This window comes from Streptomyces sp. NBC_01335 (assembly GCF_035953295.1).
GTDB lineage: Bacteria > Actinomycetota > Actinomycetes > Streptomycetales > Streptomycetaceae > Streptomyces.
In genome coordinates this window covers 462,796-485,445 of the sequence record NZ_CP108370.1, presented here as the reverse complement: position 1 = coordinate 485,445, position 22,650 = coordinate 462,796, and the positions used below count along the sequence as shown (strand labels likewise).

Here is a 22,650-nt window from a genome sequence, read left to right as displayed (position 1 = left end):
AATTTATTCGCACACAAAGACCATGGAGGAGGTGGCCGGTCATGGCCGATGAGGAGAAGCTGCGCAGTTACCTCAAGCGCGCGCTCGCCGAGAACCGGGAGACGCTGAAGCGCCTGCGCGAGGTCGAGTCAGGCCTCCGGGAGCCGATCGCCGTCGTCGGCATGAGCTGCCGGCTCCCCGGCGGGGTGGACTCGCCGGACGCCCTGTGGGATCTGGTGGCCGCCGGCGGCGACGCCATCACCCCGTGGCCCACCGACCGGGGCTGGGACCTCGAAGCGCTCTACGACCCCGATCCCGCGCACCCCGGCACCAGCTACGCCCGGCACGGCGGATTCCTGCACGACGCGGCGGACTTCGACGCCGAGTTCTTCGGGATGTCACCGCGCGAGGCGCTGGCGACCGACCCGCAGCAGCGGTTGCTGCTGGAGTCGTCCTGGGAGGCCTTCGAGCGGGCGGGCATCGCTCCTGAGTCCCTGCGCGGCAGCCGTACCGGGGTCTTCGTCGGCCTGACCGCACAGGACTACCACCACCGGCTCACCGAGGTACCGGCCGAACTGGAGGGGTACCTCGGCATCGGCAACCTCGCCAGTGTGGCGTCGGGGCGGATCTCCTACACGTACGGGTTCGAGGGCCCGGCCGTGACGGTGGACACCGCGTGCTCCTCCTCGCTGGTCGCCCTCCACCTCGCCGTACAGGCGCTGCGCTCGGGGGAGTGCGACCTCGCGCTCGCGGGCGGCGCGACCGTGATGTCCACCCCGGCCGGCTTCGTGGAGTTCTCCCGCCAGCGCGGGCTCTCGCCGGACGGCCGGTGCCGTGCGTACGGCGCGGGGGCGGACGGCACCGGCTGGGCGGAGGGGGCCGGAATGCTGCTGGTGGAACGGCTGTCGGACGCGCGGCGGCTGGGGCACCCGGTGCTCGCGGTGGTACGCGGCTCCGCGGTGAACCAGGACGGTGCCTCGAACGGGCTGACCGCACCGAACGGACCCGCCCAGCAGCGGGTCATCCGGCAGGCGCTGGCCACCGCCGGCCTCGCCCCGCACGACGTCGACCTGGTGGAGGGGCACGGCACCGGCACCACCCTCGGCGACCCGATCGAGGCCCAGGCGCTCCAGGAGGTCTACGGCACCGGACGGCCCGAGGACGCCCCGCTCTGGCTCGGTTCGCTCAAGTCCAACATCGGCCACACCGCCGCCGCGGCGGGAGTGGCCGGACTGATCAAGGCCGTGCAGTCGATCCGGCACGGTATCCTCCCGCAGTCCCTGCACGCCGGTACCCCCACCCCGCACGTGGAGTGGGCGGGCGGCGGGGTACGGCTGCTGGACGAGGCCCGGCCGTGGCCCGGTACCGGTCGCCCCCGCCGGGCCGGGGTCTCCGCCTTCGGCGTGAGCGGGACGAACGCCCACGTGATCGTCGAGGAGGCCCCGGCCGCCCCTGCCCCGGACGGGAGCGGGCCGGAGGCCGACGCCCCCGCGCCCCGTGCCGCCGGCGTGCTCCCCTGGCTGCTCTCCGCCAGGTCGGCGGGGGCGCTGCGGGACCAGGCGGCCCGGCTGGCTGGGCTGCTGGACTCCCGCCCCGGCCTCGACCCGCTCGACGTGTCCTGGTCGCTGGCCACCGCCCGCACCACGCACCCGCACCGCGCCACCGTGGTGGCCGAGGACCGGGACGAGCTTCTCGCCGGGCTGCGGGCACTGGCGGACGGACATCCCTCCGCCGCCGTCGTCGGCGCCGGGCAAGACCTTCCCCGCGCGGCGCGCACCGGGCGCACCGCCTTCCTCTTCACCGGGCAGGGCAGCCAACGAGTGTCCATGGGAAGGGAGTTGTACGAGCAGTTCCCCGCCTACGCCCGCGCCTTCGACGAGGTGGCCGCCGCGCTGGACCGTCACTGCGCGGGCCACCTCGCCCACCCGGTGCGCGAGGTCGTGCTCCGTGCCGACCACGGCGAGCTGCTCGACCGCACGGAGTACGCCCAACCCGCCCTCTTCGCCGTGGAGGTCGCGCTCTTCCGGCTGCTGGATGCCTGGGGGGTGCGGCCCGACGTCGTCGCCGGGCACTCGATCGGCGGGCTCGCCGCCGCGCAGGTGGCCGGGGTGCTCTCCCTGGAGGACGCCGCAGCCCTGGTCGCGGCGCGCGGCCGGCTGATGCAGGCGCTGCCGCCCGGTGGGGCGATGGCCGCCGTCGAGGCGACCGAGGAGGAGGTCGCCGAGGCGCTCGCCGGCCTGGGGGAGACGGTCGCGGTCGCCGCGGTCAACGGCCCCCGCGCGGTGGTCGTCTCCGGCGACGAGGAACCCGTCCTCGCCGTGGCGGCCGGCTTCGAGGAGCGCGGCCGCAGAACGTCCCGCCTGCGGGTGAGCCACGCCTTCCACTCGCCCCGCATGGACCCGATGCTGGACGAGTTCCACCGTACGGCCAAGGCGCTGCGGTACGAGGAGCCCGGCATCCCCGTGGTCTCCGACCTGACCGGCGCCCCCGCCGGTACGGGAGAGCTGGGCACCGCCGACCACTGGACCGAGCACGCCCGGCGGCCGGTCCGCTTCCTCGACGTGGTGCGGGAGTTGCGCGACTCGGGGGTGACCCGGTTCGTCGAGATCGGACCGGACGCCGTCCTGACCGGCCTGACCGCCGAGATCCTGACCGCCCAGGACCCGGACGCGGCGTCGCCCCCCGTACTCGTTCCCCTGCTGCGCGGCGGCCGGGCCGAGGCGACGACGCTCCTGACGGCGCTGGCCCGCCTCCACGCCCACGGGGCACCGGTCGACTGGCGGGCCGTCTTCGAGGGCGAGCGGCCCCGTACGGTCGACCTGCCCACCTACCCCTTCCAGCGCAGCCGCCACTGGCTCGACGCCACCGTGACCCGCCGAGCCACCGCGGTAACCCCGCTCGCCGAACCCGAGTCAGCGGTGAACGGGCCTAGGCCGTGTGTCGAAAGTCCCGCCTGTCCGGCGACGCCCGGCACGCACGCTCGCCGCGTTGTCGGGATCACCCCGATACATCCAGTATCGGGGCGACCCTCCGCCTTGCGATCGCACGCACCGGACGCCGCCGGACCCGCCCTCCGGGCGGACGGCGCCACTTTCGACACACGGCCTAGTTGGGCCGACCGGCACGCGGAGCTGTCGGGGCCAGCGCTCGACACCGCGCTGCTCGACCTCGTCACGGCGGAGGTGTCCGCCGTCCTCGGGCACACGTCCCCCGGCGCCGTCGCCCCCGACCGGGCCTTCGTCGAAGTGGGCCTGGACTCCCTCTCCGCCGTCGAACTGCGCACCCGGCTCGCCGCCCGCACGGGCCTGGCGCTCGGCGGAGCCCTCACCATTCGCTACCCCGAACCGGCGTCGCTCGCTGGACACTTGGGCGAACTGCTGCGGGCACGGAAACAGCCCACCGGCCCGGACGAAGGGCCCCTCACCACGCTCTATCTGCGGCTGTGCGCCGCCCAGGAGATCAAGGCCGCCACCGAAGTGGCCATCGCCGCCTCCCGGTTGAGGAGCACCTTCGGTACGGCGGACCGCGCCCGGCACGCGGCCGAACCGGTGGCGCTGGCACGGGGCGACGCACGGACCGCGCTGGTCTGCTTCCCCGCCCTCACCGCCCTCTCCGGGCCGCACGAGTACGCCCGGTTCGCCCAGGCGCTGCACGGCGTACGGGACGTCCTCGCCGTCCCCGCGCCCGGTTACCCCGAAGGCAGCGCCCTGCCCGACTCGGCGGAGACCTTCGTGACGATGCAGGCCGACGCCGTCCAACGCCTCGTGGGCGACAGGCCGTTCGCCGTGCTGGGGAGGTCCCTGGGTGGCTGCGTCGCCCACGCGGTGGCCGCCGAACTCGAACGGCGCGGCACCCCGCCGACCGGCCTGACCATGGTGGACACCTATCCGATGGACACCGCGACCCTGCCGGGAATGGAGTGGTGGATGCCTGCCATGATCAACGGAATGGTCGACCGGTTCGACGCCTTCGACCTCGGGCTCACCGACAACGGCATCACCACGATGGGCAGTTACCTCACCACCTTCGGCAGCTGGCAGCCCCGGGAGGTCACCACCCCCACGCTGCTGCTCCGCGCCGAGGCCCCCCTTCCCGGTACACCGGACGACCCCGCCCGGGACACCCGCGCCTTCTGGCGGCTGCCGCACGACACCACCGACGTGCCGGGCGACCACTTCTCCGTACTGGAGGAGCACTCGGCGACCACCGCGGCCGCCGTCGAGACGTGGCTGAGCCTCCGGGACTGAACCCGCACGCCGCGGCCGAACCGCCAGGACAGGTCCGCCGCCGACCCACCGCACCGCCGAACCGCCGCACCGAACCGGCGCCCGCACCGACCCACCGCACCCGAACCGCACCACCGCATCCGCACTCCGCAAGACACCAGAGAGAAGAACACGATGACCGCACGACAGCCGCTGCACCTCGCCGTGGCACTGGACAACGTCGGCTGGCACCCGGCGGCCGGCGCCGGGCCCGACGCCCCGGCCGGGAACCTCTTCGGCCTGGCGCACTGGACCGCCCTCGCCCAGGAGGCCGAACGCGGACTGCTGGACTTCGTCACGGTGGAGGACCCGCCGAAGCGCCCCGCCGGGCACGTGAACCACCGCCTCGACGCCGTCCTCGTCGCCTCGGCGCTGGCCGCCCGTACCGAGCGCATCGGGCTGATACCGAGCATCGTGACCGACCACGCCCAGCCCACGAACGTCGCGAAGGCGATCGCCAGCCTCGACCACCTCAGCGACGGCCGGGCCGGCTGGCGCACCCCGGTCACCCCGGCGCGGCCGATCGTGATCGCCGACATCTTCACCCCCGAGGTGCAGACGCCGATGGCCGAACTCTTCGAACGCGCCGCCGACCTGGTACGCGTCGTACGCGCCCTCTGGGACGGCGTGGACGACGAGAAGGCGCTGCGGGACCTCGCCGCACCCGGCCGCTTCGCCCCCGCCGACCCGGACCCGCACGGCAGCTTCACCGAGATCGAGCCCCTCGGCGGCGCGGCCGGCGACTGGATCACCATCGACTCGCCGTCCCTCGCCCCCCGCGCCCCTCAGGGTCACCCGGTCGTCTTCACCGTCGCCCACATCACCCTGCCGTACCGGTACGGGGCCCGCTCGGCCGATGTCGTCTCGGTGACCCCGCACAGCGTCGAGGAGGCACGGGCGACCGTCGAGGAGATCAGGGCCGAGCAGGCGGCGGCCGGGCGCGCGGACCAGAAGGTCCACGTCTTCGGCGACCTCGTGGTCTTCCTCGACAGCGTCCCGGGCCGCGCGGCCGAGCGCCTGGCCCGCCTGAACGAGGCGCACGGCAGCACCTACGCCTCCGACGCCGAGATCATCACCGGGACCCCCGCGGAGGTCGCCGACCTGCTCCTGGAATGGCAGGAGGCAGGGCTGTCCGGGTACCGCCTGCGCCCCGGCGCCCTGCCCCACGACCTCCACGCCATCACCCGGGAACTGGTCCCCGAACTCCAGGCCCGGGGCGCGTTCCGGACCGCCTACGAGGCGGACACACTGCGCGGGCTGCTCGGACTGCCGGTGCCCCCCGCCGCGCCCTGACCCCCGGCCGGGCGCGTGTGCTCACGCGCCCGGCCGGCGGCGGGCTGCTCGGACCGGCCGTGCTCGCGCAGCGAACTCGGTAGGTCGGCCCGGCCCTTCACCCGGAGCTTGCGGTAGGCGTGCGTCAGATGCTGCTCCACCGTGCTGACGGTGATGAACAGCTTCTCGGCGATCTCCCGGTTCGAGTGGCCGGCCACCGCGAGCGCAGCCACCTGCGACTCCGAGCCGCTGAGCAGGGTGACCCCGGTGTCCCGGTCGTCCTTCACCGCCCGGGACTCCTCCGCCGCGAGCTGCCGCGACAGCGGGGCGAAACCCTGCTCCTCCGCGATCTCCCGGGCCTGCCGGGCGACCATCCGGGCCCTGCCGCTCTGGCCCGCCCGGGTGTGGACCGCGCTCAGATCGGCGAGGGCGCGCGCCAGCTCCAGCCGGTCACCGGCCGCGCCCAGCAGGTCCACCGCCTCCCGCAGGAGCACCGCACGCCGCCTCGGGTCCGCCACGGAGGCGGCCGTCCGCAGCGCCGTTCCCCGGGCCCGGGGCTGCGCGGGCGACACCAGGGCCAGCTGCTCGGACGCCAGACGGCGCGCCTCGTCGGTCCTGCCGAGCCGCAGCAGCACCGTCACCGCGTCGCTCCGCCACGGTACGAACGCGGGCTGGTCGATGTCCCACTCCCGCAACAGCCTTCCGCACGTGGTCAGATCGTCCAGCGCCGCGTGCAGCAGATCGAGCGAGAGCCGCTGCCGGCCGCGCGCGTGGAGGTACTGGACGCCGAACCGCGTCTGGAACAACTGCTCGGGCAGGTTCCACGTGCGCGGGACGCCGGTCTCCGGCACGGTGCCCGTAGCGGTGGCGGAGAGCAGCAGACTGGAGAGCGGAGAACCGATCGATACGCCCCAACTCCCTGCCGAAATGAGGGAAATGGCCCGACGGGCGGTGCGCTCCGCGAGCCGGGCGTCGCCCTGGCGGACGGCGATCTCCGCCCGGACCGCCGCGAACAGCGCCTGCCACGCCGGGGCGTCGCGTTCGCCCGCCTCCCGCACCAGTGCGTCGCACCAGCCCACCGCCAGGTCCGAGCGGTCCGCGTAGACCAGCACGGACAGCGCGAGATGGAGCGTGTCGAACCCCTCGTCGTCCAACGGGGTCGACTGGAGGGCGAGTTCGGCGCTCCGTACGCTGTCCTGATCCGGTCCCGAGCGCAGCAGCGCGTTCAGTACGGCGCCCATCCGCATCGGAGCGCCGCCCGCCGGCCGGCCGGCCTCGGACCTCCCGGTACGCGCGCTCCGGACGTTCCGCGCGGCCGGCCGCGCGGAACGCGACCGGGGGCCGTTCTCCCGCAGCAGCGCCGGGTGGGAGGCACGCAGCCACTCCCGCGCGGCGAGGTACTCGGCCGCGGAACCCGCGTCCAGTGTGTCCGAGAACCCTTCGAGCCGCCGCAGCGCCAGAGCGATCTCCTCCCCGCTGCCGTTCCGGAGCAGCCGCCCGAGCAGGGCAACGGTCTGGCACCCCGTCAGACGGCCCTCCCGCAACGCGTCCACCAGCGGCCGCAGTCTCCGGCAGGCCGTGTCCGGGTCGCTCCGGGAGTCGACGAGGCTCCGCAGCATGGTGACCGTCACCCGCTGCTCCTCGTCCGCGCAGGCCTCCGCCGCCACGTCGAGGCACGCCTCCGCGAACCCCGTGTCGTCCCGGCGCAGGGCCTCGCGGGCCGCTTCCAGCAGCACCGGGAAGGCGAAGGGTTCGTCGCCGTGGCCGGCCGCCAGCAGATGGACGGCGACGGCGGGCGCGGAGTCCCCCGTCCCGTGGAGCAGCCGGGCCGCGTCCCGGTGCAGCGCCGCACGGTCGGCGGCCGGCATGCCGGCCAGTACGGCGGCGCCCGCGGCGGGGTGGCGGTAGCGGCCCTCGTCCAGGACGCCGATGGCGTCCATCGCCGCCAGCGTCTCGTCCACCTCGGACTGCGGCAGACCCAGCAGCCGCGCCAGGCGGTGGTGCGAGCCGGAGGCGTCCAGTACGGCGAGCGCGCGGGCCGCGTCACGGAACCGGCGCCCCGCCCTGCGTACGCACGCGTCCACCGCTCGGCCGAACTCCGCTCCCGCACGGGGTTCCCGCCCGGCCACCGGGCCACCGGGCCGTTCGTACCAGTCCTCCGCGAGCGCGCGCAGCAGCAGCGGGTTCCCGCCGCTGAGCCGGTGCCAGGCGGTGGCCGTGGTCCCGGGGGCGAGGACACGTCCCGGCAGCCCCGAGAGCATCCGCCCGGTGGCCGCGACGGAGAGCGGACGGACCCGTACGCGGGTGAAGTGCCGCTGCCGGAGCAGCGGCGTGCGCCAGGCGCGCTCCGTCGCGTCCCCGTCGGTCGGCGGATCGGACTCGGTCACCGCGATCAGCACCCGGGAGGCGCGGAGCAGACCGCCCATGTGGATCAGGGAGTTCAGCGACGCCGGGTCGGCGAAGTGCAGATCGTCGACCGCCACCACCACCGGCGTGCGCTCCGACAGCGCGCGGATCAACTCCCAGTGGACCTGGCCGACATGCGTCGGTGTCGGGCCGGAAGGCAGCAGGTCCGCGTCACACGTCGCCGCCCCGCCGCATCCCCGGGGCAGGTGCAGCGCGCGGGCGCGCTCCTCGGGCGCGAAGTGCTCGCGGCCGAAGAGCTGTCCGACGACGCCCAGTGGCACGTCCTGCTCCGAGCACCTGGCCGCCGCGTGCAGCACCACCGCGCCCTCACGGGCCGCGAGCTCACCGAAGACGTGGAGCAGTTCCGTCTTTCCGGCGGCCACCGGGCCGCTCATCGCGACGACGCTCCCTCGTCCGCCGAGACAGTCGGCCAGCAGCTCTCGAAGTCGCGTCAACTGGTTCTCACGCTCGACAAAAACCACAGCAAGCTCCACATCTCGACGACGCAGCCGCGTCGCGCGCATTTCGGACATCTGCTCTCGGGCGGGGGACCGGCGAGGACGTCAGGGCCGGGGCCGCGGCGGTGCGGCACCCGGCAGCAGACGCTCCTGGATCAGCGCAGCGATCCGGTCCTGGTGCAGGAGGGGGAAGAAATGGCCGCCGGTGAAGGTCAGCACCTCGGTGGTGCCGGTGGTGTGGCCCTGCCAGGCCCTCGCCTCCTCCGCCGTCACCTTGGCGTCCTCGCTGCCGGTCAGCACGGTGACCGGGGTGTCGAGCACGGTGCCGGGGCGGTACCGGTACCGCTCGATCGCCCGGTAGTCGCCGCGCAGCGCGGGCAGGATCATCTCCACCAGCTCCGGCTCCTCCAGCAGGGCGGCCGGAGTGCCTCCCTGCCGTACGATCTCGGCCAGCAACGCGCTGTCGTCGGCGAGATGGAGGGTCTCCTCGCGGTGGGCGGACGGGGCGCGGCGCCCGGAGACGAAGAGTCCGGCGGGCCCCGCCCCGGTGGCCGCGGAAAGCCGGCGGGCCGTCTCGTACGCCACCACCGCGCCCATGCTGTGCCCGAGGAACGCGGGCGGCTGGTCCCACCAGGGCGCGAGGACCCCGGCGAGCGCGTCGGCCAGGCTCCCGACGTCCTCGGCCGGCGGCTCCGCCCGGCGCTCCTGGCGCCCCGGGTACTGCACGGCCAGCACCTCCACCCGTGGGTGGAGCAGCGCCGAGAGCGCGAACCAGAAGCCCGCCGACCCGCCGGCGTGCGGGAAGCACACCAGCCGGGCGGCGGCCCCGGGAGAGGGGTGGAAGCGCCGGATCCAGAGGTCGGTGTCGAGCCCGGTCGTCACGCGCGCACCCCTTCATGGTCGCGCTCGGCCGCCCGGTCCCGGTCGGGCCGGGGCAGCGCGGCGAGCAGCTCGCGGGTGTACGGATGGGCGGGCCGGTCGAAGATCTGCTCCACGTGCCCCGACTCGACCAGCTCTCCGTCCTTCATCACGATCACCCGGTCGCTCACGTGGTGGACGACACCGAGATCGTGCGAGATGAACAGCAGGGCCAGATCCAACTCCCTCTGGAGATCGGCCAGGAGGTCGAGCACCTGCGCCTGGATCGACACGTCGAGCGCGGAGACCGGCTCGTCGCAGACGATCAGCCGAGGCTCGGTGGCCAACGCCCTGGCGATGGCGACCCGTTGGCGCTGACCTCCGGAGAGTTGCAGCGGGCGCCGGTCGGCGAGCGCCGTCGACAGCCCTACCTGGTCCAGGAGTTCGGCAACCCGCGCCGCCCGGGCCCGCCCGCGCGGAATCCCGGCCCTGGCCGCTGCCTCGGCCACGATCCGCCGCACCGTGTGCCGGGGGTCGAAGGAGCCGAGCGGGTCCTGATGGACCACCTGGAGACGGCGGCGCCGGTCGCGGCGGGCCCGCTCGGGCAGAGGGCTCCACGCCTCCCCCTCGAACCGTACGGAGCCCTCGTCCGGCTCCACCAGACCCAGCACGATGCGCGCCGTCGTCGTCTTTCCGGAGCCGGACTCGCCGACGAGCCCGAGGGTCTCGCCGGCGCCGACGCGGAACGAGACGTCGCGCACCGCCGTCCAGAACCCCCCGCCGGGCGCCCGGAAACTCTTGGAGACGCCGGCCACCTCCAGCAGCGCCGGACCCGCGCCCGCAGCCTCCCGGGAAACCGGAACCGCTGCCACGGCCGCAGCCGACGCCCGGGGCCGGGAGGCGTCCGGGACCGCGAGCGGGACCGCCTCGCCGGGGTGCCAGCAGAGCGTCAGGTGCCCCTGGCCGTCCGGGTCCGCCACCGGGAGTTCCGTACGGCACCGCTCGTCGGCCGACAGGCAGCGTGCCGCGTACGGGCAGCCGCCCGGACCGGCGGCGGGCCGGCGCGAGGAGGTCACGGAGAGCGCGCGCCCCTTGGAACCGACCGTCGGTACCGCTGCCAGCAGGGCCCGGGTGTACGGGTGCCGGGGCTCCTCCAGCACGTCGGCGGCCCGCCCCTGCTCGACGACCAGGCCGCCGTACATCACCGCGACCCGGTCCGCGAGCCTGGCCACCACCGACAGGTCGTGGCTGATCAGCAGGAGCGCCGTGCCCTCGCCGACCAGCCGGCCCAGCAGCTCCAGCACCTGGGCCTGCACCGTCACGTCCAGCGCCGTCGTCGGCTCGTCCGCCACCAGCAGCTCCGGCGCCCCGGACAGCGCGGAGGCGATCAGCGCGCGCTGGCGCAGCCCGCCGGACAACTGGTGCGGATGCTCCGCCGCCCGCCGCTCCGGATCGGGGATGCCCGCCTCGGACAGCAGCGCGAGCGTCCGCTCCCGCGCCTCGGGACCGGCGGCGAGGGAGTGCTCGCGCAGCGTCTCGCGGATCTCGGCGCCCACCGTGCGCAGCGGGTCGAGCGAGACCAGCGCGTCCTGGAGCACCAGGCCGATGCGGCGCCCCCGCACGGCACGCCACTGGCGCTCGGAGAGGGCCGAGAGATCGGTGCCGTCGAACTCGAGCCTGCGGGCGGAGACCGAGGCGTGGTTCCCGGTCAGCCCGAGCAGGGTGCGGGCGGTCACGCTCTTGCCCGAGCCCGACTCCCCGACCACGGCGAGGCATTCGCCCCGGTCGAGCGAGAAGGAGACGTCACGCACGGCACGCACCTCCCCGTCGCGCCGGAAGGTGACGTCCAGCCCTTCGACGGTCAGCAGCGGTGACACGGTGGGGTTCATCGGTCGGACCTCCGGGTGAAGCGCTGCTGGGCGTAGCGGCCGACCACGTTGACGGCGATCACCGTCGTCGTGACGGCCGCGCCGGGGAACACACCGATCCACCAGGCCGTCTGGAGGAAGTCACGCCCCGCGGAGAGCAGCGCCCCCCATTCGGGCGAGGGCGCGGCGGGGCCGAGGCCGAGGAAGCTGAGCCCGGAGGCGGAGATCAGCGCGGTGCCGAACCCCACCGTCGCCAGGGTCAGCAGCGGTGCCAGGGCGTTCGGCAGGACGTGCCGCAGCACGATCTGGCCGCGTGGCAGACCGAGGGCGACCGCGGACTCGACGTAACCGGAGCGGCGCACCACGAGGGCCTCCGCGCGGACGAGCCGGGCGTAGCCGGGGACGAAGGCGACGCCGATGGCCAGCATGACGTTGACCGTGCCGGTGCCCAGCACGGTCACCACCAGCAGCGCCAGGAGGAGCCCGGGCAGCGCCAGCAGGACGTCGGCCAGCCGCATCAGGATGCCGTCGGCCGCCCGGCCGCCCAGCGCCGCCGCGAGACCGACGACCGCCCCTCCGGTGACCGCGATGACCGTCGAGCCGAAACCGAGCAGCAGGGACGGCCGGGCACCGTGGAGGATGCGCGAGAACAGATCCCGGCCCAGCTGGTCGGTCCCGAGCCAGTGGGCGGAACTCGGCCCCTTCAGCGCGTCGAGCGGAGCGATCGCGGAGGGCGGGACATCGGTGAACAGCCCCGGGGCCACCGCGACCAGCACGATGAGCAGCAGCAGGGCGCCCGCCGCCACCACGGTCGGCGGGACGGACGCGAACGCTCCGGCCCGGCGCCGTGCCCGCGGCAGCGCGGACACGGCGGTGGGTGAGGGACCGCCGGTGACGGGTTCGGGGACGAAAGTACGTGCCATGGGTCAGGCGCTCCTGAGCCGCGGGTCGATGACGGGGTGGAGGAGCTCCACCGCGGTGGAGATCACGACGAAGACGAAGGCCGAGAGCAGTACCACACCGATCACCACCGGCATGTCCTTGGCGCTCACCGCCTGGAGGACGAGCGAGCCGATCCCTGGCCGGCCGAAGACCGTCTCCACCAGCACCGCGCCCCCGATCAGCGACCCGGTGAGCCACCCCGTCAGGGTGAGCAGGGGCACCGCGCAGTGTCGCAGGGCGTGCCGGAGCCGTACCGCCGTCCGGCCCACTCCGCGCGAGCGGGCGGTGACCACGAACGGCTGCTCCAAGGCGGCTTCGAGCCCCTCGCGCAGCACCTGCGCCAGTACCCCGGTGAGCGGGAGCGCCAGGGTGACGGCCGGGAGCACCAGCGAGGCGAAGCCCTCCGCCCCGGCCACCGGGAAGACGTGGAACCGGAAGGAGAACACCGTCAGCAGCACGATCCCGACCCAGTAGGACGGGGTGGACGCCGAGATCAGCTCCCAGACCGAGGCGACCGCGCGGAAGGCGGGCCGTCGCCCGGCCGTCGCCACCGCGGAGACCACCGCGAGGACGACGGCCAGGAGAAGTGCCGCCAGCGCCAGTTGCACGGTGGGCCAGAGCTGATCACCTATCAGTGACCGTACCGGGCGCTGGAGTTGGTACGACTGCCCCAGGTCGCTCTGGAGGAGCCGGCCCAGGTAGTGCAGGTACTGGTCGGCGACGGGCCGGTCGAATCCGTACTCCCGGGCGATCTCCGCCCGCACCTCGGGGGAGCCGGCGTTGGAGGGGCCGAGCAGGACGGAGACAGGGTCGCCGGGGATGAGCTGGAGTGTGAGGAACGCCAGGGTCGCCGCACCCAGCAGTACGGCCACCACCGAGCCCAGCCGCCTGGCGATCCCGCCGGCCAGGGCCGTCGCCGACGCCGTCACTTCTTGGCCAGCCAGGCGTCGTAGTACGTCAGCCAGTTGCTCGCGTTGAACGTGAGCCCCTTCACCCGGTCGGACTGACCGACGAGGGAGACCTGCGTGTACAGCGGGACGACGACCGCGAGATCGATGCCCCGCTGCTGCACCTTCGGATAGACGTCGGCGCGGGTCTTCTCGTCCAGCGTGGAGCGGCCCTGGTCCGTCCACGTGTCGAAGGACGGGTCGGTGAGGAAGGTGGCGTTGATGCCGCCCTTGGCCGGCGCGCTGCCGGAGTTGAAGAAGAGCCACAGCACGTCCGGGTCGAACCGGGGCCAGCTGAGGTCGATGATGTTCGCCTTGCCGCCGTAGACCTTGGTGTTGTACGTGCCGATGTCCAGGTTCGGACGCTTGACCTCGACGCCGATCTTCTTCAGGTCCGCCTGCACGGCCTGCCCGAGCACGTCACGCCCCTCGCGGGTCGCCTGGATGGACAGCTGCGGCCACTCCACGGTGAGCCGCTTGCCCGCCTTGGTGCGGTACCCCTGCGCGTCCTTGCCGGTCCAGCCCGCCTCGTCGAGCAGTTGGCCCGACAGCTTCGGGTCGTAGGGCCAACTCCCCTCGAGGGACTTGTCGTAGTCCGGCGTGGTCGGGCTGATGGGACTCCAGGCCCGGGGGTACTGGCCGAAGGTCACGGTCTTCACGTCCTGCTCGACGTCGATGCCGCGCTGGATCGCCTTGCGCACCCGGACGTCGTCCAGTGGGGCCAGTGAACCGTTCAGCCAGAGGTTGTAGTTGCCGCCCGGGTTGGCCCGGGAGATGAGCTGGAAGCCGGGAGTCGACTTGAGTGCGGTGACGTTCTGCGGCGGAATGGCCTTCGCCACCTGCACCTGACCACTGGTCAGCGCACCGGCGCGCACCGAGGCGGTGGGCAGGAAGCGGACGACCACCTTGTCGAGGTAGGCGGCGCCCGTGTGGGTCGCCGTCTCCGGGGCCCAGGCGTAGTCCGGGTTGCGGGTGAGCGTCGCCGACTGGCCCTTGGTGTAGGCGCTGAAGACGAAGGGGCCGCTGCCCACGTCGGCGGGGCCGCCCGCGGCGAGCTTGCCGGCGCCGGCCTTGAGCGCCTGGGGGGAGTAGAAGCCCAGATACGTGGTGCTGGCCGCCTGCAGGAAGGGGGCGAACGCCTTGGAGAAGTTGACCTTCACCGTCTGCGGGTCGACGACCTCGGTGCCCGTGTAGGGGCCGAGCAGGTTCGCCGCGTACAGCGACTTGGTCTCCTTGGCCACGATGTGGTCGAAGTTGGCCTTCACGACCGAGGCGTCGAACTTCGACCCGTCGGTGAAGGTGACGTCGTCGCGCAGGTGGAAGGTGTAGCTCTTGAAGTCGTCCGACACCTCCCACTTGGTGGCCAGCCACGGGTGGAACTTCCCGTCGGAGTCCTGCGAGACCAGCGAGTCGAACACCCCGCGCGCGATCTCCGCGGTCACGTCCTGGGTGGAGGCGTGGATGTCCCAGGAGACGGGCTCGGTGTCGACGGCGGTCGTGAGCGTCCCGCCCGTCACCGGCTTGCCCGAACCCGCCGCCTCGGCGGTGGTGTCACCGCCGGACGAGCAGGCGGAGAGGAGAAGGAGACCGCTCACCCCCACCGCGAGGGTGCGGCCGAGTCTGGACAGGGTGGGGCGCATGGCGGAACTCCAGGAGTGGATGCCCCCGTGGGGGCCGGAGGAAGCGGGAGATGCGGGGTACGGGGGACGCGTTGGCTCAGACACGCGGAGCTCCCGCCGCGAGCGCGGAGGCGCCGACGATTCCCAGGGAGGCGTCCTCGCCGGGCGCGTGCACCCCGACGGACTGGATGTCGCGGAAGTGCCGCTCCAGCGGATTGCCCTGGGCGAGCCCGGGGTTGCCGAGCAGACGCACCGCGGTCTGGACCGCGGTGGTGACGTGGCGCACGACCAGCACCTTCGAGGCCAGCGCGTCGGCGCCCGGCACGGGAAGGCCCCGGTCCACCCGGTCCGCCGTCGCGAAGATCAGCTGCTCGGCGGTGGAGAGCAGGGTCTCGATCTCGCCGGCGGCCTGACGGAAGCGGTCCGTCGTGGCCAGCGGACGGCCGAGCCCGGAGGGCACCCGCTCGTGGCCCCAGGTGGTCGTGAAGCCCTGCGCGGCCCGCGCCACCCCCAGGTAGAGGGAGGACGAGAGCAGCATCGTGATGCTGCCGGGCAGCGTGCCGGGGGCCGGCGGGGTACCTGGGTGCTCCAGCTCGTGCACGTACTCCGCGGGAATCTCGACGTCCCGGAACTCCACCTCGTGGCTGCCCGTCGCGCGCATCCCCAACTGGAACCAGGTGGGCACGATGTCGATGCCGGGCGTGCCCCCGGGGACGATGAAGTTGCCCACCCGGGGCGAGGGTTCGTCGGTCACCGCCCAGACCAGGAAGTAGCTGAGGCCCTCCGCGCCGGTGACGAACCGCTTGCGTCCGCTGATCGACCAGCCGTTCGCCGTCCGCCGTGCGACGGTCGCCGGAAGGCCGTGGGTGGAGGAGCCCAGGTCCGGTTCCGCGCGGGCGTGGTTGAGCAGCGTCGGGCGCTCGGCGGACTCCGCCAGCACCCGGGCGTAGAGCTCCTCGGGCCACGGGCTCCGGGTCTGGAGCAGATGGGGGACGATGGTCATGCCGGCGATGAGCGCCGTCGACGGATCGCCGCGCCCCACCGCCAGCAGGATCTTCGCGACCTCGGTGAAGGTCGCCCCGGAGCCGCCGTAACGCGCGTCCACTCCTGCGGTCAACAACCCCGTCTCATGCAGCAGTTGGATCGGCTTGTGGGGAAAGGCCCCGGTGCGGTCGTACTCGGCGGCGGTGGACGCGAGCGAGGCGGTCACCTCGTCCAGTCGGTCGAGATCGGCGGGTATCGGCCGGCTCTCGGTAGCGGAGCTCATCGGCCCTCCAGCGCGGCGGGGAAGGAGAGTTCGCAGGCCATGGCTGTGTCCTAGATCTTGAGTCGGGCGGTTGTCCGGCCGCGTGGGGCGGCGCGGCGGGCAAGGGCATGACAGTGCTCCGGGCCGCGCGCCACCGCCGGACCGCGAAGGATCCGGGCGTACGGCGGCCATGGGGGGCGAAGGTCGTGGCGGGGAAGGGTGCGCGAGGGCGCGCGGCCGTGCGAGGAGGGGGGTGTTCACCGGGGTCCGGCAGGACCCGCGCGTCGGCTCAGCGACAGCTGGTCGACCAGACCTTTCCGAAGTCCACGACTCGGCACTGGGTCAGACGGGGCGTCAGGCAATCGCTGAGTCCGTGGTGGCATGCGGCAGCGCCGGCCGGGTACCGGCTGGACTCCCTCACCATCTCAGGCCTGAACATGGCACTGAGCATGCAGGAAAAGGGCACTCTGCGTCCAATGCCGAATACTGATCGGGATCGATCGCGTCTGCTTATCGGTGCCCCGCGAGGGGGAGTCGGCGGGACCGTACGGCGATTCTGCCCGTGCCGCACCGCCCGGGGACGCCTTTCCGGAACGACGGCCGGGACGGGAGAACACCCGGGGCGAGCCCGGGAAGAGCCGGGGAGGGCCGGGGAGGGCCGGAGAGAGCCGGGGAGGGCCGGAGAGAGCCCGGGGAGAGCCGAGGAGGGCCCACCGGGGGTCCTCGCGGAGAAGACTTCCGGCGGGCTCTCCCCGGCTCCTCACGGCGTGGCGTCCGTCTCCCCCTCAGGTCCCGCGGGCGTGAGGCGCCACACGGTCCCCTCCCCGTTGGCCGACACGAGCAAGGTGCCCCGGGGCCCGGTGGCGAGTCCGGCGAACGACCTCGGCATTCCGGGCATCCCGTGGGAGAAGAGCGCCCGGGGCGCCCCCGGGGCGTCCAGGGACGGGACGACCGGCAGATCCTCGGCGTCCGTCCGGGTCTCCCCGGTCGTGAGCGAGACGGCGACCAGCCTGCGCGCACCCGTCTCGACCGTGAAGACCTCGCCCCCGAGGACCACCAGCCCCTGGGGCCGGTCGAGACCGTCCGCGAGGACGTGCGGGCCGTCCTCGTCGACGCGGAGGACGGCTCCGAGCGCCTCGTCGCTCACGTAACAGGTGCCGTCCGCGTCCAGGGCCACGTCGACCGGCCCCGGGAGCCCTTCGGCCAGCACGCCCACGGCGTCGTTCTCGTCGATGGTCAGAATCCGGCCACGGTCCGCCTCGACGACGAACAGCGGGCCGTCCGGGTGTGCGGCGATCCCCAGCGGCCGGGCCAGGCCGGTGGCCCGGACCCGGGTGGTACCGGCCCCGGGGTCGTAGGTGGCGACCTCCCCGTACTGCGAGGTGGTGTGCAGCAGGGCGCCGTCGGACGCGATGCCGTGGGCGAACGTGCGCAGCACCGACGAGGCGTCGGCGGCCGCACGCGGTTCGGCGCCCTGCCGCGGCGGGCCCTCGGGCGCGCTCAGCCGGTAGTGGTCCGCGGTGAAGACCGTGCTCCCCAGACCCGTCACCCCGTACGGGCCCACCAGCCCTCGCCTGACCACGTCGCGGGTCCGGCCGTCCGGGTGCAGTTCGCTGACTCCGCCACCGGCGTAGCTGGAGACGAACATGTGGTTCTCCGCGTCGAACGCCGCGTTGTCGAGCCCCACCAGGCCGGAGGTGACGAGGGAGCGGGACCCCGTCCCGTGGAGGTCGATACGGGTGACGAAACCGGCCACGCCCCGGGAGAGCACGTGCAGAACGCCGCCCCGGTCGAAGCGGACCGCGACCGGCTCATGCACGTCCCGCGCGACCCTCTCCGGTACGCCCCCGTCGGTCGGAACCCGCCACACCTCGCCGGTCATCATGTGCGGGTAGTAGAGGCAGCCGTCCGGACCGGTCTGCATCGCGTTGCCCATGGCGAGGCCCTCCGCCAGAACCACCGGTTCCCGGCCGTCCGGGAAGAGCTCGACCAGGCGGCCGCCCATCCTCATCTCGTTGACGAAGAGACGGTCGCCGACGCAGGTGATGCCGTTGGGGAGCACCACCTGGTCCGAGACGACGGAGTACGCGCCGAGCGGGTCGCGGCGCCAGACGATGCCGGGCACGAGATCGGCGACGTACATCGATCCGTCGGCCCCGAAGGCGAGGTCGTCGGGGGACCGCACCGGGCAGTCCTCCGGTGTCACCACGTCGATGTCGCCGCTCGCGAGGTCCACCGCGCTGATCGTGCCCATCAGGTACTGGGCGACGTACAGCCGCCCGTCCGGGCCGAACGCGACACCGTTCGAACCACGCAGCGGATTGGGGTCGTTGAGGCGCTCGGCCCGCCGTCGGCGCCGCTCGGACGGCTCCGGCCCGGCCGTGCGCCGCGGATGGTCCCCGGGCGCCTGCGCCACCGGCTCCGCGCCGGCGCCGTCGCGCCAGCGCCTCATGCCCGGTCCTGCCCGGTTTCGGCCAGGACCTCGTCCAGGCCGTCGCCCTCGCGCCATTCCCTCAGCAGCGCGTGGAAGGCGACCGGCCCGTCCCCGAACGACTGGCCGCGCTTCCTCGGGTTGCCCTCGTTGTTGTAGTAGCCCGGGGTGCACTCCGCCTGGAAGGCGTGCAGATCCGCGGCCTTCTCCCGGATGGTGGCGACCCAGGCGCTCTCCGCCTCCGCCGTGGGCTCCACGTACGCGGCCCGGCGGTCACGTGCGGCGGCGACCACCTCGGCCACGTGGCTCGCCTGCTCGTCCAGCACGTGCGTGAAGTTGACGGAACTGGCGTTCTGCAGCGGGCCGAGCTGGAAGAGGTTCGGGAAGCCGTGGCTGTAGAAGCCGTGCAGGGTCCTGGGGCCCTGCTGCCAGGAATCCTTCAGGGTGATCCCGCCCCGGCCCGTGACCGGCAGGCTGCCCGTGAGGACGCCGGATGCGCCGACCTGGAACCCGGTGGAGAAGATGACGCAGTCGACCTCGTAGGCGGTCCCTCCGGCCACGACGGCGTTCTCGGTGATCTCCTCCACGCCGTGGCTGTCCGCGGTGTCGACCAGGGTGACGTTGGGGCGGTTGAACGTCTGCAGATAGTGATCGCTGAAGGTGGGGCGCTTGCACATGTAGCGGTACCACGGCTTGAGCAGTTCGGCGGTCCGAGGGTCGTCCACCACCGCCTCCACCCGCGCGCGAATCTCGTCCATCTTCCGGAAGTCGGCCAGCTCGTAGGCCAGTTCGCGTTCCTCGCTCGACAGGTCCTGGTAGCCGTCGCTCGGGATCAGCTTCTGCTGCAGGCGCGCGGTGCTGGTCCAGCCGTCGTCCACCAGATCCTCGTCCACCTGCCCGCCGGTGACGAGCGTGAGGAAGTTCTCCCGGCGGCGGCGCTGCCAGCCGGGCTCCAGTGCGGCGGCCCACGCCGGGTCGGTGGGGCGGTTGGCGCGGACGTCGACGGACGAGGGGGTCCGCTGGAACACGTACAAGTGCTGCGCGTCCGCGCCGAGATGGGGCACGCACTGGATGGCGGTGGCGCCCGTGCCGACGAGGGCGACGCGCTTGTCGGCGAGCGCGCTCAGGCCGCCCTCCGCGCTGCCGCCCGTGTAGGCGTAGTCCCACCGGCTGGTGTGGAACGTGTGCCCGGCGAACGTCTCGATCCCGGGGATGCCGGGGAGCTTCGCCTCGCTCAACGTGCCCTGGGCGGTGACCACGTAACGGGCGAGCACCTGGTCTCCGCGATCGGTGCCGACGAGCCACGCGGACTCGTCCTCGATCCAGCGCAGCCCGGTCACGCTCGTCCGGAAGAGCGCGTCGCGGTAGAGGTCGAAGGTCCGGCCGATCGCCCGTGCGTGCTGCCGGATCTCCTCGCCCGGCGCGTACCTCCAGCGAGGGACGTGGCCGACCTCCTCCAGCAGCGGCAGATAGATGTACGACTCGATGTCGCAGTGGATTCCCGGGTAGCGGTTCCAGTACCAGGTGCCGCCGAAGTCCGCGCCGCGTTCGATCACCCGGATCGACCCGACGCCCGCCTGGCGGAGGCGGGCCCCCGCGAGGAGCCCGCCGAAGCCGCCGCCGACGATCGCCACGTCGACGGTGTCATGAAGTGGCTCCCGTACGAAGTCTCCCTGCGCGTAGGGGTCTTCCTGGTAATAGCCGAATCTCCCGGTGGCCGGCCGGTACTGCTGGGCGCCGTCGGTCCTGATCCGCCGTTCGCGTTCGGCCCGGTAACGGGCCCGGGTCCGGTCGAGGTCGGTGCCGGGCTCCTGCGGCCTCTCCTCGGCGGGTTCGGAGGAGGGCGTCGCGGGAGAGTGGGGGGAGGGCATGCGTTCTCCTTGCGTTGTTCGGATGCTTGTCGGCGGGACGCCCCTGCCCGGCCGGCGCGTACCGGCCTCCGCCGGATGCCCGTACGACTCCGGTGGGCGGGGCGGGTGCGTCGCGGCCGGGCCGGGCGGCTGCCGCCCGCGCTCCCGGGAGGGGAGGGCCGGCGGGTCTCTCGTCGACCCCCGCGCCCCTTGCCGGGCTTCGCCGGGCGCCTTCTCCGCGCGCCGGGGCCGCCGACGCGCCGCCCGGCGCGTACCCGGGCCACAGGGCGAACCCCGGCAGCCGGGCGGGCCCGTGGTCGTCGCGAGGACAGGGGTCGTCCATGACGGGACTCCTCGCGTGGGGTGGGGGAGCGACGGAGTGGTGCGATGCGGTGCTATGCATAATACATGCAATGTGCTTGATGCATGAGGATGGTCGGCCCTTCAACTTCCCTTTGGGGTAAGCGAACCGGGATGCGATGGGCCGATCAGGGGCGGTGTGCGCGCATGTGGATCAAGGCCGCCATCCGTTCAGGTAGTTCCCTCCTCCACGGCTTTCGGGTGTGTTCGAAAAGGGTGATTATGCGGTGAAAGCACCACTCGTTACGACCCACAAAGGGAGTACACATGCTTCGCCGTATCGCGATCACGGTGGCCACCGTCGCCGCTGCCGGGCTGATGGCCGCAGGTCCTGCCGCAGCTCACGACAACGACAAGGGCGGCGAGTCCGTCGAGGTCGCCGCGGGCTACTTCCAGGCCGAGGCCTCCCGTGAGAACGCTCAGTTCCTCAACCTCGGTGGCCCGTACGGAATCACGTACGCTTCGGAGGAGCGCGAGGCCGCCGCGGTCGAGGCCGGCTTCCTCTGGGCTCAGTACCTGAACAACAACTGACCCGTTCCGCCTGGTGCGGGGCCCGCTTCCCTGACGGGGGGGCGGGCCCCGTCCGCGTTCACGGTGGGGTCGTAGGCTGGGCGGCGGTCCGGACCGGGCTGCCCGGCGGGCAAAGGGGGAGCCGTGGGGAATGATCGTCTGATGGGGTCGCTGCGCCGCATCGGCCTGGCCGTCTGGCCCGGTCTGCCCCGGCCGGCCGGTGGTTCGGCCGACAGGCCGGCGGACGGGGGAGCCCGGGCCCGAGCGCGCTCGCGGGACCGGGAGCGCCTGGTCAGGGCGGAGTGGGAGGCCCTCCGCGCCCGGCTGGCCCCGGCGGCAGCCGAACACGTCGCACAGGTGGGGGAACTGCTCGCGGACCCACGCCTGGAGTTCACTCCCGAGTCCGAGGAGAGCGGAGTGCGTCGGGACTACCTCCTGGCCACCGACGCCTACCAGGCCGCCGGTAAACTCCTGGACGAGGCGGCGGACCTCCCCGACCTCGCCGCCGCGGTGGTTCTCGCCGACCGTGCGGTGGAGTTGTTCGCCGCCGCACGGGCCCGGCATCTGGGGCAGCGCCCCCACGCGCCGCGGCCGCGCTGCTTCTACAACCCGCTGCACGGACCGGCCGCCGAACCGCCCCGGGACCAGCGGGGCCGCAAGGGGCGACGGGTCGTCGCGCGGGAGGCCGCAGCGGCCCGCCGACCCGCCTGCGAGTCCTGCCGGCTCGCCCTGCTGGCGGGGGAATCCCCCGATGTGCTGCCCGCCCTGTGGACGGCCCGGGACGACCGCGGCCGGCCGGTGACCCTGCTGGTCCCCTATTACGCGCTGCCCCGTCAGGCATCCATCTGGGCGGGCACGGCCTGCGGTTCGTACGATCCCGAGGCGTCCGGCAGGGTCCTGCGCGGCGAGCACCGGACCCGCCCCGCCGGCTGACCGCCGGGCGGGGCCGGCCGGTGAGGGGCGGGCCGGTGCGGGTCAGGCCTACTTCGTGGTGCGCCGGGAGTTCGCCGTCTTGCGCGCCGGGGCGCGCTTCGTCGCACCGCCGCCGCGGGCGGCCTGCTTTTCGGTGGACGTACCGGCGGTGCTGAGGGTGCCGGAGCTGGTCTCCAGATGGGCGCGGACGAACCACTGGAACTGCTCCAGTCCGCGCAGATGCTCGATCAGGAGGTCCTCGGTGACGGGGTCGATGGCACCCACCCGTTCGACCGCCTTCCGGTGGCTCTCGATGACGCCGGTGTAGACGAGGTCCAGGGCGCGGAGATGGGCGATGGCGTCCGCCCGGCCGATGCTGTAGTCGTCCCAGGTGCGCTCGGCCACGAGGACGCCGGGCGTGCCCTGCGGTTCGCCCCCGAGGGCCGAGATGCGCTCGGCCGCCGAGTCCGCCATCTCGCGTACGGCGACGGTCTGCGGGTCGAGCATCTCGTGGACCGCGATGAAGTGCGGGCCCACCACGTTCCAGTGGATGTGCTTGAGGGTGAGGGCCAGGTCGTTGAGCGCATGCAGGCGGAGCTTGAGCGCGTCGATCACCGCGGCCCCCTCCTTGGTGGAGAGGCCGGGGACGGTGTACTGGGGGGAAGGGGTCTTGGGGGGCATGTCTCTCCTGGTCGTGGGACGGTCTACCGGATTACGCCTGCCCCCG

General features: G+C 73.4%; 14 protein-coding genes. 4 read left to right on the top strand and 10 right to left on the bottom strand.

Translation table 11 applies throughout. The features are described 5' to 3' along the window. Positions 1-41: 41 nt before the first annotated feature. On the top strand, positions 42-4,226 hold the full coding sequence (locus tag OG599_RS02040; protein WP_327174175.1) for a type I polyketide synthase: 4,185 nt from the start codon (positions 42-44) through the stop codon (positions 4,224-4,226). A gap of 153 nt (positions 4,227-4,379) precedes the next feature. Next, a complete protein-coding gene (locus OG599_RS02035) occupies positions 4,380-5,537 on the top strand; it encodes an LLM class flavin-dependent oxidoreductase (RefSeq protein ID WP_327174174.1) in 1,158 nt (385 codons plus the stop codon). On the opposite strand, the gene OG599_RS02030 is transcribed toward OG599_RS02035, so the two are convergent. The 9 genes from OG599_RS02030 to OG599_RS01990 form a co-directional block, all read right to left on the bottom strand. After that, positions 5,477-8,404, bottom strand: coding sequence for a helix-turn-helix transcriptional regulator (locus tag OG599_RS02030; protein WP_327174173.1), 2,928 nt, complete (start codon positions 8,402-8,404; stop codon positions 5,477-5,479). The two genes, OG599_RS02035 and OG599_RS02030, sit on opposite strands and share 61 nt — an antisense overlap. Before the next feature lie 81 nt (positions 8,405-8,485). Then, positions 8,486-9,262 (bottom strand): thioesterase II family protein, encoded by a 777-nt coding sequence (locus OG599_RS02025; protein WP_327174172.1) that lies wholly within the window; start codon positions 9,260-9,262, stop codon positions 8,486-8,488. Beyond that, positions 9,259-11,127, bottom strand: coding sequence for an ABC transporter ATP-binding protein (locus OG599_RS02020; protein ID WP_327174171.1), 1,869 nt, complete (start codon positions 11,125-11,127; stop codon positions 9,259-9,261). The genes OG599_RS02025 and OG599_RS02020 overlap by 4 nt, the downstream gene beginning before the upstream one ends. After that, a complete protein-coding gene (locus OG599_RS02015; protein ID WP_327174170.1) occupies positions 11,124-12,029 on the bottom strand; it encodes an ABC transporter permease in 906 nt (301 codons plus the stop codon). The genes OG599_RS02020 and OG599_RS02015 overlap by 4 nt, the downstream gene beginning before the upstream one ends. Positions 12,030-12,032: 3 nt before the next feature. Next, the gene (locus OG599_RS02010) at positions 12,033-12,977 is read right to left on the bottom strand and encodes an ABC transporter permease (protein ID WP_327174169.1); all 945 of its coding nucleotides are present in this window, start codon (positions 12,975-12,977) and stop codon (positions 12,033-12,035) included. Continuing rightward, entirely contained in the window at positions 12,974-14,635 is a 1,662-nt protein-coding gene (locus OG599_RS02005) for an ABC transporter substrate-binding protein (protein ID WP_327174168.1), read from the bottom strand. Before OG599_RS02005 ends, OG599_RS02010 begins: the two co-directional genes overlap by 4 nt. A 76-nt stretch (positions 14,636-14,711) precedes the next feature. Beyond that, a complete protein-coding gene (locus tag OG599_RS02000; protein WP_327174167.1) occupies positions 14,712-15,881 on the bottom strand; it encodes an acyl-CoA dehydrogenase family protein in 1,170 nt (389 codons plus the stop codon). A gap of 739 nt (positions 15,882-16,620) precedes the next feature. Further along, positions 16,621-18,312 (bottom strand): hypothetical protein, encoded by a 1,692-nt coding sequence (locus OG599_RS01995; RefSeq protein WP_327174166.1) that lies wholly within the window; start codon positions 18,310-18,312, stop codon positions 16,621-16,623. After that, positions 18,309-20,162, bottom strand: coding sequence for a flavin-containing monooxygenase (locus OG599_RS01990; RefSeq protein ID WP_327174165.1), 1,854 nt, complete (start codon positions 20,160-20,162; stop codon positions 18,309-18,311). The genes OG599_RS01995 and OG599_RS01990 overlap by 4 nt, the downstream gene beginning before the upstream one ends. Positions 20,163-20,768: 606 nt before the next feature. Here OG599_RS01990 and OG599_RS01985 point away from each other — a divergent pair. Next, positions 20,769-21,032, top strand: a complete 264-nt coding sequence (locus tag OG599_RS01985) for a hypothetical protein (RefSeq protein ID WP_327174164.1) — start codon at positions 20,769-20,771, stop codon at positions 21,030-21,032. A 123-nt stretch (positions 21,033-21,155) separates the two neighbouring features. After that, positions 21,156-21,944: a hypothetical protein gene (locus tag OG599_RS01980; RefSeq protein WP_327174163.1), complete on the top strand. Its 789-nt coding sequence runs from the start codon at positions 21,156-21,158 to the stop codon at positions 21,942-21,944. A 48-nt stretch (positions 21,945-21,992) separates the two neighbouring features. Here OG599_RS01980 and OG599_RS01975 read toward each other — a convergent pair whose 3' ends face one another. Then, positions 21,993-22,604, bottom strand: coding sequence for a Dps family protein (locus OG599_RS01975; RefSeq protein ID WP_327174162.1), 612 nt, complete (start codon positions 22,602-22,604; stop codon positions 21,993-21,995). Between the last annotated feature and the right edge of the window lie 46 nt (positions 22,605-22,650).